General features: G+C 41.8%; 14 protein-coding genes. 3 read left to right on the forward strand and 11 right to left on the reverse strand.

All coding sequences use genetic code 11. The features are described from left to right. Window positions 1-5: 5 nt before the first annotated feature. The 3 genes from ACOQOA_RS03175 to ccsA all read right to left on the reverse strand — a co-directional run bounded on the left by ACOQOA_RS03175 (window position 6) and on the right by ccsA (window position 2,966). Window positions 6-1,064, reverse strand: coding sequence for a two-component system sensor histidine kinase NtrB (locus ACOQOA_RS03175; RefSeq protein ID WP_420547205.1), 1,059 nt, complete (start codon window positions 1,062-1,064; stop codon window positions 6-8). Beyond that, window positions 1,061-2,068, reverse strand: coding sequence for a tRNA dihydrouridine synthase DusB (gene dusB / locus ACOQOA_RS03180; protein ID WP_420547206.1), 1,008 nt, complete (start codon window positions 2,066-2,068; stop codon window positions 1,061-1,063). Before dusB ends, ACOQOA_RS03175 begins: the two co-directional genes overlap by 4 nt. Window positions 2,069-2,171: 103 nt before the next feature. Further along, window positions 2,172-2,966, reverse strand: coding sequence for a cytochrome c biogenesis protein CcsA (gene ccsA, locus ACOQOA_RS03185; protein WP_420547207.1), 795 nt, complete (start codon window positions 2,964-2,966; stop codon window positions 2,172-2,174). A gap of 74 nt (window positions 2,967-3,040) precedes the next feature. Between ccsA and ACOQOA_RS03190 the strand changes: the two genes are divergently transcribed. Genes ACOQOA_RS03190 through ACOQOA_RS03200 form a run of 3 tightly spaced genes read left to right on the forward strand, consistent with a single transcriptional unit; the run spans window position 3,041 to window position 5,210 of the window. Beyond that, on the forward strand, window positions 3,041-4,219 hold the full coding sequence (locus tag ACOQOA_RS03190; protein ID WP_420547208.1) for a bifunctional 2-C-methyl-D-erythritol 4-phosphate cytidylyltransferase/2-C-methyl-D-erythritol 2,4-cyclodiphosphate synthase: 1,179 nt from the start codon (window positions 3,041-3,043) through the stop codon (window positions 4,217-4,219). A 12-nt stretch (window positions 4,220-4,231) separates the two neighbouring features. Continuing rightward, entirely contained in the window at window positions 4,232-4,726 is a 495-nt protein-coding gene (locus tag ACOQOA_RS03195) for a phosphatidylglycerophosphatase A (protein WP_420547209.1), read from the forward strand. Continuing rightward, a complete protein-coding gene (locus ACOQOA_RS03200; RefSeq protein WP_420547210.1) occupies window positions 4,716-5,210 on the forward strand; it encodes a CinA family protein in 495 nt (164 codons plus the stop codon). Before ACOQOA_RS03195 ends, ACOQOA_RS03200 begins: the two co-directional genes overlap by 11 nt. Here ACOQOA_RS03200 and ACOQOA_RS03205 read toward each other — a convergent pair. The 8 genes from ACOQOA_RS03205 to ACOQOA_RS03240 form a co-directional block, all read right to left on the reverse strand. Next, window positions 5,194-5,922 carry a helix-turn-helix domain-containing protein gene (locus ACOQOA_RS03205; protein WP_420547211.1) on the reverse strand — a complete coding sequence of 243 codons (729 nt, stop codon included), beginning with the start codon at window positions 5,920-5,922 and terminating at the stop codon, window positions 5,194-5,196. The two genes, ACOQOA_RS03200 and ACOQOA_RS03205, sit on opposite strands and share 17 nt — an antisense overlap. Before the next feature lie 93 nt (window positions 5,923-6,015). Beyond that, a complete protein-coding gene (locus tag ACOQOA_RS03210; RefSeq protein ID WP_420547212.1) occupies window positions 6,016-6,450 on the reverse strand; it encodes a type II toxin-antitoxin system RatA family toxin in 435 nt (144 codons plus the stop codon). Window positions 6,451-6,483: 33 nt separating this feature from the next. Then, a complete protein-coding gene (gene lipA, locus ACOQOA_RS03215; protein WP_420547213.1) occupies window positions 6,484-7,461 on the reverse strand; it encodes a lipoyl synthase in 978 nt (325 codons plus the stop codon). Window positions 7,462-7,578: 117 nt separating this feature from the next. Next, window positions 7,579-7,800, reverse strand: coding sequence for a hypothetical protein (locus ACOQOA_RS03220; RefSeq protein WP_420547214.1), 222 nt, complete (start codon window positions 7,798-7,800; stop codon window positions 7,579-7,581). Window positions 7,801-7,951: 151 nt separating this feature from the next. After that, window positions 7,952-9,364: a dihydrolipoyl dehydrogenase gene (lpdA, locus tag ACOQOA_RS03225; RefSeq protein ID WP_420547215.1), complete on the reverse strand. Its 1,413-nt coding sequence runs from the start codon at window positions 9,362-9,364 to the stop codon at window positions 7,952-7,954. A 33-nt stretch (window positions 9,365-9,397) separates the two neighbouring features. Next, complete coding sequence (locus ACOQOA_RS03230; protein ID WP_420547216.1) at window positions 9,398-9,763, reverse strand: cupin domain-containing protein; 366 nt, start codon at window positions 9,761-9,763, stop codon at window positions 9,398-9,400. A gap of 13 nt (window positions 9,764-9,776) precedes the next feature. After that, window positions 9,777-11,060 (reverse strand): pyruvate dehydrogenase complex dihydrolipoamide acetyltransferase, encoded by a 1,284-nt coding sequence (locus tag ACOQOA_RS03235; RefSeq protein WP_420547217.1) that lies wholly within the window; start codon window positions 11,058-11,060, stop codon window positions 9,777-9,779. Between the two features lie 22 nt (window positions 11,061-11,082). Continuing rightward, complete coding sequence (locus ACOQOA_RS03240) at window positions 11,083-12,453, reverse strand: pyruvate dehydrogenase complex E1 component subunit beta (RefSeq protein ID WP_420547218.1); 1,371 nt, start codon at window positions 12,451-12,453, stop codon at window positions 11,083-11,085.

A 12,453-nucleotide genomic window follows, 5' to 3' on the forward strand; every position in this document is an offset into this window, starting at 1 on the left:
CCTTCTTAGTTCTTCATCATTGGAAGTAAGACATTAAATTTGGTTGTTTCGGGCTTGCTATCAAGCTCGATAGCGCCGCCATGGTCCCCAACAAGCTTAGCAACAAGAGCCAAACCTAAGCCAGAACCATTATGCTTAGTGGTAATAAATGGATCAAAAAGGTGATCGCGGATATCATCTGGAATACCTGGCCCATTATCTTCGATCGTGACCATTAGAGGAAGATATTGAGGGGCTCCTCCACCGGGTAATGCAAGGCGTACCCCATGACGATAAGACGTTTTGATGGTAATTCTCCCATCTTGATCCTCTAAAACCTCTGCTGCGTTTTTTACTAAATTCATAAATATCTGAACCAATTGATCACGATCGCCAAATACAGAAGGTAATGATGGATCATAATTCTCTATTATCTTGAATTTGGATGCAAAACCGGATTTCGCCGAGCGCACAACATGATCAAGAACCTCATGAATGTTCACAGCCGAACGATCCAGTAAAGGATTATCTGTAAAAACTTCCATTCGGTCCAAAAGTTTAACAATTCGATCGGTTTCATCTTTGATAAGAGTTGTCAATTCCCGGTCATTTGGTTCTATAATCATTTCAAGTAATTGAGCAGCACCACGAATGCCTGACAATGGATTCTTAATTTCATGAGATAGCATTGCAGCAAGCGCTGAGACCGATCTGGCAGCGCCCTTTTGCGATAAATTATCATTTAATTTTTCAGCAATTGATTCATGTTGAAACACCAATGTTATTGCCGATGGATCATCAATAACTGGGGCAGCTGATATGGATACTTGATGAGAGCCAATTTTTGGTGAAGCTAATATAATTCCATGCTCTGTATAACTCGTACCATGGCGCCGCACTTTTGACAGTAAGAATAAAACCGGACTGTCTTGGGGGATTAAATCTTGAAGATTCTGACCTATTAATTGGTCACGACTTCCTTGTAAAAAGCCTTCAGCGGCAAGGTTCAAAAAGGAAATATCGTCCTTATGATTAACCACTAAAACAGGATCAGGCATTGAATTTAGTATGATATCTGGTGTCATGAATTTTCCTGATTACCCATGTGGTCTTTAATAAGAGGGTCATAAAATTCTATGATTGCTTTTTTGACTTCTTCCGGCTCCGTTAATTTCATCAAATAATCACGGAAACTGGCTGCGCCTGGAACCGATTTCACATACCAGGTCAAATGCTTACGTGACATGCGAACCCCCATATATTCACCATGATGATGCAGCATTTCATCATAATGTCCTAATAGCGTATCTCGTTGAATAAGAAAATCTGGTGCCTCAACAATCTGATTATCGTTTAAATAAGCCATAACTTGAGATAAAAACCATGGTTTACCTTGGGCGCCACGTCCAATCATAATGCCATCAGCGTTCGACTTCTCTAGAGCTTCACGGGCGTCATAAACCGTATTGATATCCCCATTGACAAGAACTGGAATTGAGACAACGTCTTTAACTTTCTTTACAAAAGACCAATCCGCATGACCTGTATATTTCTGCTCCCTAGTACGTCCATGCACTGTGACGAGTTTAATTCCAAGTTTTTCAGATTTTCCGGCCAAGTTTGGCGCATTTAAATCATCATGGTCCCACCCCATCCGCATTTTAACTGTTACCGGAATTGAGACACTATTTAGTACAGAATCCATAATACGGCAGGCTTGATCCTCATCCTTCATTAATGCTGAACCACAGGCTTTATTTGTCACCTTTTTTGCTGGGCATCCAAAATTGATGTCCACAATATCCGCACCTAAATCCTGACAGAATTTCGCAGCTTTACCCATCGTTTCTGGGTCGTGACCAACCAATTGTATGACTTGAGGTTGATCTATTTCAGATTTAGATAATCTTTTCATGGTGCCTTCGGTTTCACGTAAGGCTTCATTTGATGCAACCATTTCAGATACAACCATCCCCGCCCCGAACTTTTTAACTGTTCGGCGGAAAGGAAGATCGGTGACACCTGACATAGGTGCTAACACAACAGGTGTATCCAAGCGGATGTCCCCAATATGAATAGGTTTTAGCATGTAATGATGCCTCAAATGATCGTATGCACAAAATTTAAGCATATATAAGTTATGCTTAAAAGATAGGCCAGAAAATAATTATGTTTAATTATCTGCGATCACTTCAAAGAAGAATATCTGAAATGAATTTAACGCCAGGATAACCTGCTGTAACCAACAAATAAGCAAGCAGAATCCAATGAGATGCACGGCGTCCACGCAATCCCATCCTCCGATGCATGTAAAGCAAAATGGCAATGCCAAAGAAAGCGATCGTGGTCAGTGTTGTTTTATGGTCAAAGGTAAACCAGCTATCGTGATAGATAATATTCACGGCGATACCCGTTACTAAATCTACCGCCAATAATAACTCCGCAAAGGCCATAAAAAGGAACTGCAAATGATTGGCATCATAAACTGATGGAAGCATGTCCGCGATTTTTGATTTCACTCGACGTTTCAAGGATGTTTCTTTTATCGCTACTGCTAAGGCTGTGATAGCAGCTAAAGTTAACAATGCATAGGTCAATACGGCGAATAAAATATGCAGAATCAGCCAGCTACTTTCGGCAATAGGTTCTCCCGTATTTCCGCTTGTATTTGATATAGCTGCTAATATTGCAAGATACACCATATAAAATGAAATCAAGCTTGTGAGTTTTTTTGCAACAGGCTCGATAAGAGAAAATAATATATATATCAAACAACTACCAAATATTGTTGCAGATATAGTTGAGGAAAAACTACGTTCCCAGTGATGATGCCAGACATAATAAAAAGAAATTCCCGAAATCAGGGTTGCGAAGATGAGTAGATAAAATAAAATCGCGTCATTCTGCATCTTTCTGAAGGAAAGTATGCTGATTGGTAAAAAAGCGAAAGCTGGCGCCCAAGATAGGATGGTAGAATATTCAGACATGTTGCGAGTTATATCATCTCTTTAAGGGTATTCCAGATATTTATGTATCAGAAACAAATAATTCCAGAATTTAAATGAAAAATTCATCAGATATAAAAAAAATTGCCCTGATTGTTGCTGCTGGACGCGGATATCGTGCTGGCGGCGATATTCCAAAACAATATCGGTTAGTCGCACAAAAGCCGCTTATTCGTTATGCTGTAGAAGTATTTACGCATTCAGCCGAGATCGACGATCTTTATATTGTAATACATCCAAATGATGAAAGTTTATATACAGACGCTCTTAACGGATTAAGCTATACAGCAATTTCAGGTGGCAGTGAGCGGCAGGATTCTGTCAGACTAGGCTTAAAAGCGATTTCTAAAAAATATGCATCAGACGATTTGGTTTTTATTCATGATGCCGCCCGCCCTTTTTTATCGGAAGAATTAATATTAGATTGCGTTCAGGCGCTAAATAATAACGCAGTAGATGGAGTGGTTCCTACTCTGGAAATCGTTGACACTGTTAAGCAAGTAGATAATCAAAATTTCATAAATCAAACGGTTGATCGATCTGTTTTAAGAAACGTGCAAACCCCGCAGGTATTCTCATTATCTAAAATCTTAGATGCTCATATAAAAGCTGAAGGACAAAAGCTAACAGATGATGCATCAGTCGCTGAAGTTGCTGGTTTGAAAATAAGATGTATTCCGGGCGATATAGGCAATTTCAAAGTTACACGCCCTGAAGATTTTATCACTGCGGAAAGAAAATTGAGTGAAGCACAAATGAAAACACCACGAATGGCTACAGGCTTTGATGTACATGCTTTTGAAGAAGGTGATTACGTTACGTTATGCGGGGTGAATATTCCTCATACTCAGAAGTTAAAAGGACATTCAGATGCAGATGTGGCCATGCATGCCCTAACAGATGCTTTGCTGGGATGTATTGCTGCAGGTGATATAGGTACGCATTTCCCACCAAGTGAAGCGCAATGGAAAGGTGCTGCATCTCATATCTTTTTAGAACATGCGAGAGACTTGATCATCAAAGAAGGCGGTGAGATTCAACATGTAGATGTTACTATTATCTGTGAAGCACCCAAAGTGGGAAAACACAAAGAAGCTATGCGTGAAAAACTAGCCGAATTACTGATGTTGGATGTGAAAAGAGTTAGTGTGAAAGCAACGACCACAGAAAAGCTTGGCTTCACAGGACGCCAAGAAGGTATCGCTGCTCAAGCAGCTGCAACTATATTGGCATAAGAGAATTCATAAATGACTAATGCGAACCGCCCTTCTCTCAGAAACCTTGATGTGATCATAGCCACCTGGTTTGGCAGTGGATATATAAAGCCTGCACCGGGCACATGGGGAACCATATGCGCCCTGCCATTTGCTGTGGCCATTCATATTCATCTCGGGCCTATTGCATTAGCTATCGCTGCGATTGTGGCTTATTTTCTAGGTGTTTGGTCGGCAGGACAATATTCAGGCAGAACACAAAGTCATGATGCATCTGAAATCGTTATCGATGAAGTAGCTGGTGTTTGGGTGACATTGGCAATGGCCCCTATGACAGGAGAAAACTTGATAATCGGCTTTTTACTGTTCCGTCTCTTTGACATTTTGAAACCGTTTCCGATTAGCTTCATTGATAAGAATGTTAAAGGTGGTGCAGGCATTATGCTTGATGATATGGTTGCCGGTGCCTTTGCAGGTATATGTTTGCTTGTTTTACATGAATGGGGAATCGTACCGAATGTTTTCTAAAGAAATACAAGATCTTGCTACACGGTTGTTATTAGAGTGCCGCGCAAAAGATTGGACGGTTTCAACCGCAGAATCTTGTACTGGCGGGTTAATTGCAGGGGCTTTAACAGAAATAGCTGGTTCCTCTAATGTGGTAGACCGTGGTTTTATCACCTATTCAAATGAAGCTAAGAACGAATTGATTGGTGTTAACTCAGATACGATCAAAAAACATGGTGCGGTAAGCCCTGAAGTCGCTGAACAAATGGCAATGGGCGCCGTTAAAGAGGCAAAAACCAACCTGGCAATAGCCGTCACAGGTGTTGCCGGTCCAGGAGCCTCCGAAAACAAGCCAGCTGGATTAGTTTATATTGGAATCGCTGCAGATAATCTGGATAAACCTGTTGTTACGAAGGTAAACTTCGAAGGAAACCGCTCTGAAGTAAGGAGCAGTACAGTTCGAACAGCACTGTTTCTAGCTTTATCGGTTACTCAAAAGGACTAACATGATCTGTATACTGAATAAGATCAAGTAACGGATGTCCTTCGGTTTTCATACAGGTAGCAAAGATATCATCCCAATTTCCCACAATGGAAAAGAATTCTTTTGGATCCGATAAGGGATGTTTTTCAAGATTTGAAAGTTGTGTGATTGCTTCATCAATAGGCGAAATCGTTGTGTCTTCAATCTTACTTCTTACAAAGAATACATTTTTCGGAAACGTTACAAGCGACGCTAATACGACACCGGCAACCTCTGCAATTCGTGCCGAATTTTCAAGATTAAAACCAACTTGATCAAAAAGGATCTTACGTACTTTTCCGGTGATTAACAAACAAACCCTATGATCATCCAGATTACTGCCGGGTCCACTTGTTGTATTTTCACGAATAAAAAACAAGACGGATTGAGTTTTAGTTAATGGATCATTTCCTAAGATCTCCATAACTCGCTGACTTGCCGTAAAACCATCATAAGCTGTTGGTCTTGCGTATTTTTTCAAGATAATCGTTTCGGAATAAGTGTCGTTTTCGACTAAAACACCTGCAAGCGATAAAGCATCTTCAATAGCTTTCAATGTACTGGCGCGTGGATCCCCTAATCCGCGTTCTATATTATTCAATGTCGCCAAAGATACACCTGCGGCCTTTGCCAATTCTGATTGCTTGGCATTGATTAAGGCGCGCCCAGCTCTGATTTGCTCTGGTGAAATCATATTTGTCCCATAAAGTAGGTATAAAACCTATTAAAACAGATCCATTATCTAGTTATAGGACTAAATATATCGATTCGAGGCAAAATGTAATTGTTACTTGCCATAAACCGAGTCAGCTCTTTTAGAGAAGGCTTCCACCATTTTATGAAAGACTTCTTTAAAGAACATATTCGCAACCCCTTGCAGAATGCGTGACTTAAATTCAAAATCGATCATAAAATTGACTTCACAACCGCCATCTACCTCAGAGAACTTCCATTCGTTTAAGAGATGTTTAAAAGGTCCTGTTTCATATTTTACATCGACAATAAGGTTGTCATCGTAAAATGTAACTCGGCTAGTATATTTTTCATTGAAGTTCTTAAAGCCTGCCATCAAGTCCGCAAGAATAACATTATCCATACGCTTACGGATTCTGACATTCTGGCACCAAGGCAAGAATTCAGGATATTTTTCCACGTCGCAAACAAGGTCATACATATCCTTAGGGGTATGCGCGATAAAATGTTTCTCCTCATGCCTTGGCATAAGGGCCCTCCTTCAATGAAAATGATATATGAACTATTTTGAAGATTCCGCTGTTTTTGCAAGCTGTTCATTACGTGCTTTGCGCAACTCTGCAAAATCATCACCGGCCAGATAGCTTGAACGTGTCAATGGAGATGAGGACACCATCAAAAACCCTTTTGCGCGTGCCATTGTGGCATAATTTTCAAATTCTTCTGGCGTAACAAATTTGTCGATAGCCGCATGTTTAGGAGTTGGTTGTAAATATTGACCGACCGTCAAGAAATCCACATCTGCAGCCCGATAATCATCCATCATTTGTTGGATTTCGATTTTGGTCTCTCCAAGGCCGACCATGATACCAGATTTTGTAAAAATTGATGGATCTAGTTGTTTTACACGATCTAACAAGTTTAAGGATGTATAATAACGTGCGCCAGGACGAATGGTTGGATAGAGGCGCGGCACAGTTTCAAGATTATGATTAAATACATCTGGACGGGCTTCGACAACGATCTCCAATGCACCTTTTTTATCTTTAAAGTCAGGTGTCAGAATTTCAATAGTTGTATTGGGGGCACGTTCTCTAATCGCTTTAATAGTTTCAGCAAAATGCTGTGCGCCACCGTCATCAAGATCATCACGATCAACAGATGTAACCACCACATGTTCCAGGCCTAATTTCGCGGTTGAATCTGCAACTCGATAAGGTTCAAAAATATCCAAACCGTTTGGTTTACCCGTTGTTACATTGCAGAAAGCACAAGCGCGCGTGCAAATCTCGCCCATAATCATAAATGTAGCATGCTTTTTTGCCCAACATTCGCCTATATTTGGGCATGCGGCTTCTTCACAGACGGTGACAAGGTTATTTTCCCGTACCAAAGACGCAGTTTTACGATAATCCTTGCTAACAGGCGCTTTTACCCTGATCCATTCGGGTTTACGCTGAATAGGATTATCTGGACGGTTTCTTTTTTCGGGATGTCGGTGTTTTGGTTTTTCAACTGGCTTTATTAGACTATCAGACATTTCTGCGCCCTTTACTTTTTATTGTATGCGAAATCCCCACAACAAAGAAGGTATATCTCCACATGCAGCGTAAGTAAAGTAAACTATAGATATCTAAAGGCTGAGAAAGCTTTAAGCTTAAATCTCTTCAAGCTTAATTTTGTCAAAACCGGTTTTACGTGATTTCAGTGCAGTACTGATATTTTTCAGTAATAACTGTAAATCACCTGCATTATAGTCTTCGGAATCATTATCCAAAGCCAAATCGGTTTTCACAATTAAGACATGCGTCCACTTATTGTTACTCCACTCCATTTGTTTTTTCGTGGAAATAATATGAGGAACATCAATTTTCATCATGTCGCTATCCCATTCGCGCCAATTCCATTTCTCTATCTATATATTACTATTACTCAATTTACAAAAGATCAAATTTTATCTTTGTTTTATTTATATTTTATCTTGAAGAGGGGAAATCACCTATAAACTCCCCTCTTCACAATAAAATCAATTACATATGCACTACACGATCAAATGCATCTAAAACAGATTCATGCATCATTTCTGATAATGTTGGATGCGGAAAGACCGTATGCATCAAATCTTCTTCAGTCGTTTCAAGTGTTTGAGCGATACTATAACCTTGAATTAACTCAGTTACTTCCGCGCCAATCATATGTGCACCTAGTAATTCACCTGTCTTGGCATCAAACACTGTCTTGATTAAACCTTCCGGCTCCCCAAGCGCGATTGCTTTACCATTCCCAATGAATGGAAAACGTCCAACTTTGATATCATAACCGGCCTCTTTGGCTGCATCTTCAGTATAACCAACGGATGCCACTTGCGGGTGGCAATATGTACAGCCAGGAATACGCTTTGTGTTTAGTGGGTGAACACCTTTAACGCCTGCGATCTTTTCAACGCAGATCACACCTTCATGCTCAGCTTTATGGGCAAGCCATGGAGGGCCCGCTAAATCACCAATTGCATAAACGCCTTTTTCTGCTGTTTCTGACCATTGATTAACTTCAACATGGGTGCGATCAACTTTAATTTTGGTTCCATCAATACCGATATTTTCGACATTACCAACAATACCAACAGCCGAAATCACGCGGTCCACGATGATATCTTCAGTCTTACCATTTTTCTCAACTGTGACAGTGACGTTATTTGCTGATTTTTTAAAACCTTTGACAGTCGCACCTGTTTTAATCTTCATACCCTGCTTAGTTAGGGACTTCTCGGCCATCTTTGAGATTTCTTTATCTTCAACAGGCATAATACGGTCCATAACTTCAACAACAGTTACATCAGCGCCTAATGTGTGGAAGAAACTTGCGAATTCAATACCAATCGCACCGGATCCCATAACAAGCAAAGACTTTGGCATTTCTTTTGGTACCAACGCGTCTTTATAGGTCCATACAAGCTTTCCATCTGCTTCAAGGCCCGGCAATTCGCGTGCACGTGCGCCTGTGGCCAAAATTACATTCTTTGCAGTTAACGTATCAAAAACTTTACCGTCTTTCTCAACAGTTACTTTGCGCGCACCAGCGACACCGCCTGCAAGCTTACCCCAGCCATCAATCACAGTAACTTTGTTCTTCTTTAGAAGATGTGCAACACCTTGAGAAAGTTGTTTGGACACTGAGCGACTACGAGCAACGATTTTCTCTAAATCAAAGCCAGCCTTTTCAACGGAAAGGCCATATTCACCCGCATGTCCCATAAAACGGAATATCTCTGCAGAACGAAGCAACGCTTTTGTTGGAATACAGCCCCAGTTCAAACAAATACCCCCTAAGTGATTGGCTTCTACGACTGCTGTTTTTAGGCCTAACTGGGCCGCACGGATCGCTGTTACATATCCACCTGGACCAGCACCCACAATTACGACGTCAAAATTTTGATCTGCCATTTTTTCATCTCCTGATAGAGGCAAGGCATTGCCTTAAATGTCTTCTACAGCATTGGTGAGGTCGCTTTGTTCTGCATCACCTGTGTTAACTACGCCAGATTTCTCTAGTAATAGAACAGAACATTCAGATTTTGCGATTGGACAATGCAACACCCCTTTCGGGATCACATGTAATTCACCAGCTTTAAGAGTTACATCTTCACGATCCTGATATTGAATGGTCATCTCGCCATCAACCACCAGAAACAATTCGTCTTCATCGTCATGTTTATGCCAGGTGAACTCCCCTTCAATTTTGACAATCTTCACGTCAAAATCATTGACCTGCGCAATACGCTTCGGTGACCAATGATCAGCGAATTGTGCCAGCTTACCTTGAAGAGAAATTGCACCAGACATTATATATTACCGCTTAAAGCATCATACCCATCGGTGTTTCGATGAGGGATTTGAAGACTTTCAAATATTCAGCACCTACAGCGCCATCAACTGCACGATGATCTACAGATAAGGTTGCTGTCATCACTGTACCAATTGTCAATTCACCATCTTTAACGATTGGTTGTTGCTTACCAGCACCAATTGCCAAGATACACGCCTGCGGCGGATTAATAACGGCTTGGAAGTTATCAATACCAAACATACCCAGATTGGAAATAGAGAATGTTCCACCTTGGAATTCTTCTGGCATCAATCTGCCTTCGCGGGCTTTGCTTGCAAGTTCTTTCATATCGCTAGAGATTTTCTCTAGTCCAATATTTCCTGCATCACGAATAACTGGTGTAATCAGACCACCATCAATCGCAACAGCAACAGAGATATCAGCTTGCTTATAAAGTTTTAACCCTTCATCAGACCATGACGCGTTTGCCGCAGGCACTTTACGAAGTGCAACAGCCGCAGCTTTAATCACAATATCGTTTACAGATAACTTGAATTTGCCATCAGCCTGATCGTTTAATTCTTTACGCAAAGCAAGAAGTTTATCGATTTCACAATCGACAGAAAGATAGAAATGAGGAACATTCTGCTTGGATTCCGTCAAACGACGCGCAATTGTTTTACGCATGCTGTTCATGGATACCAATTCAAATTCCGGCTCAAACGGATTGTCTGTAGACACAGGTGCCGGAGCCGATTTAGTCGCCGTAGCCGCAGGTGCTTCAGCACCCGCTTTTGCAGAACCGGAAGCCAAGGCTGTTTCTACATCAGCTTTTACAATACGGCCATGTGGACCAGAACCTGAAATTTTTGACAGATCCAACCCCTCTTGAGATGCAATACGTTTTGCTAATGGTGATGCGAAGATGCGGTCGCCACTACTTGTTGTAGACACAACGGTAGCTGGTGCCGCACTTGGTGGAACTGCAGCTGACTGTGTTTCTTCCGCGGGTACTGCAGCTGGTGCAGATACACTACCACCGGTTACACCTTCAGCAGCTGACATATCTTCATCTTCCTCGACAAGAACAGCGATAAGTTCATTTACGGGAACGCCCTCCGTCCCAGCGTCAACAAGCAGCTTTGCAACAGTACCTTCATCAACAGCTTCAACTTCCATTGTCGCTTTGTCTGTCTCAATCTCGGCAATCACATCCCCCGCAGAAACTTCGTCTCCAACCTTCACAAGCCAGTTGGCTAATGTGCCTTCGGTCATTGTTGGTGAAAGTGCAGGCATTAGAACCTTAATCGGCATGATAATTCTCCTTCTTCACCAATTATTTATAACAAACAGCTTTGGCTGCTTCGACGATTTCTTCCGGTTGCGGTAATGCGAGTTTTTCAAGATTAGCCGCATAAGGTAGTGGAACATCTTTACCTGTTACACGTGTTACAGGTGCGTCTAACCAATCAAATGCTTGTTCCATCATTGTCGCTGCTAATTCCGCACCCATACCAAATGTTGGCCAACCTTCTTCAACACTTACCAAACGATTTGTCTTTTTAACGGAATTTACAATTGTTGCTGTGTCCAATGGGCGAATTGTACGCAAGTCAATAACTTCTGCGCTAATCCCCTGCTCTGCCAAAGCGTCAGCAGCTTGAAGAGCTTTACCAACCATGATTGAGAAAGCGGTAATTGTCACATCTGTACCAGAGCGAACAACTTTTGCCTTACCAATTGGCACAGTCCAGTCTTCGCTATCAGGAACATCGTCGAAACTTACGCCATACATCAACTCATTTTCCAAGAAAACAATTGGGTTTGGATCACGAATAGCAGATTTCAACAAGCCTTTAGCGTCAGCAGCACTATATGGTGCAACGACTTTAAGACCAGGTACACTACCATACCAGGCAGCATAGCATTGCGAATGTTGCGCGCCCACACGTGACGCAGCACCGTTGGCACCACGGAACACCATTGGTGCCCCCATCTGACCACCAGACATATATAATGTCTTCGCAGCGGAGTTGATAATATGGTCCATTGCCTGCATCGCGAAGTTGAATGTCATAAATTCAACAATTGGCTTTAGTCCCATATAAGCTGCGCCTGTACCAACACCTGCAAAACCAATCTCGGTAATTGGTGTATCTATCACACGCTTGGCTCCAAACTCATCCAATAAGCCTTGGGATACTTTATAAGCGCCTTGATATTCAGCAACTTCTTCCCCCATGAGGAAGACACCTTCATCATTACGCATTTCTTCTGCCATAGCATCACGAAGTGCTTCACGAACGGTCAATGTTTTAACAGGGCCATCCCATTCTTTTTCCGCTTCAACAATTTCAACTGTAGGTGCTGATGTTGCCGCTGGTGCAGATGCTGTTTCCTCAACAGCTGGCGCGGTGGATGGTGCAACAGATGTTGATGCTGCATCAATTGCCGATGCATCTTCACCGTCTTCCAGCAAAATTGCGATTGGTGTATTTACAGCAACTTCCTCAGAGCCTTCTGCGATAAGGATTTTCCCCATAACGCCTTCATCAACAGCTTCAACTTCCATAGTTGCTTTATCTGTTTCGATTTCAGCGATCACGTCACCTGCATTGACTTCATCACCTTCTTTGACCAGCCATTTAGCCAAAGTACCCTCTGTCATAGTCGGCGAAAGCGCCGGCATAAGAATTTGAACTGTCAT

Source organism: Curvivirga sp., from assembly GCF_965219885.1.
Classification (GTDB): domain Bacteria; phylum Pseudomonadota; class Alphaproteobacteria; order UBA8366; family Aestuariispiraceae; genus Curvivirga.

Bases quoted from the DNA above. Each gene is read 5' to 3' on its own strand.
- ACOQOA_RS03175 (WP_420547205.1), bottom strand. From the start codon at position 1,064: ATGACACCAGATATCATACTAAATTCAATGCCTGATCCTGTTTTAGTG.
- ACOQOA_RS03230 (WP_420547216.1), bottom strand. From the start codon at position 9,763: ATGTCTGGTGCAATTTCTCTTCAAGGTAAGCTGGCACAATTCGCTGAT.
- lipA (WP_420547213.1), bottom strand. From the start codon at position 7,461: ATGTCTGATAGTCTAATAAAGCCAGTTGAAAAACCAAAACACCGACAT.
- dusB (WP_420547206.1), bottom strand. From the start codon at position 2,068: ATGCTAAAACCTATTCATATTGGGGACATCCGCTTGGATACACCTGTT.
- ACOQOA_RS03240 (WP_420547218.1), bottom strand. From the start codon at position 12,453: ATGACAGTTCAAATTCTTATGCCGGCGCTTTCGCCGACTATGACAGAG.
- ACOQOA_RS03210 (WP_420547212.1), bottom strand. From the start codon at position 6,450: ATGCCAAGGCATGAGGAGAAACATTTTATCGCGCATACCCCTAAGGAT.
- ACOQOA_RS03195 (WP_420547209.1), top strand. From the start codon at position 4,232: ATGACTAATGCGAACCGCCCTTCTCTCAGAAACCTTGATGTGATCATA.
- ccsA (WP_420547207.1), bottom strand. From the start codon at position 2,966: ATGTCTGAATATTCTACCATCCTATCTTGGGCGCCAGCTTTCGCTTTT.
- ACOQOA_RS03200 (WP_420547210.1), top strand. From the start codon at position 4,716: ATGTTTTCTAAAGAAATACAAGATCTTGCTACACGGTTGTTATTAGAG.
- lpdA (WP_420547215.1), bottom strand. From the start codon at position 9,364: ATGGCAGATCAAAATTTTGACGTCGTAATTGTGGGTGCTGGTCCAGGT.
- ACOQOA_RS03190 (WP_420547208.1), top strand. From the start codon at position 3,041: ATGAAAAATTCATCAGATATAAAAAAAATTGCCCTGATTGTTGCTGCT.
- ACOQOA_RS03235 (WP_420547217.1), bottom strand. From the start codon at position 11,060: ATGCCGATTAAGGTTCTAATGCCTGCACTTTCACCAACAATGACCGAA.
- ACOQOA_RS03205 (WP_420547211.1), bottom strand. From the start codon at position 5,922: ATGATTTCACCAGAGCAAATCAGAGCTGGGCGCGCCTTAATCAATGCC.
- ACOQOA_RS03220 (WP_420547214.1), bottom strand. From the start codon at position 7,800: ATGATGAAAATTGATGTTCCTCATATTATTTCCACGAAAAAACAAATG.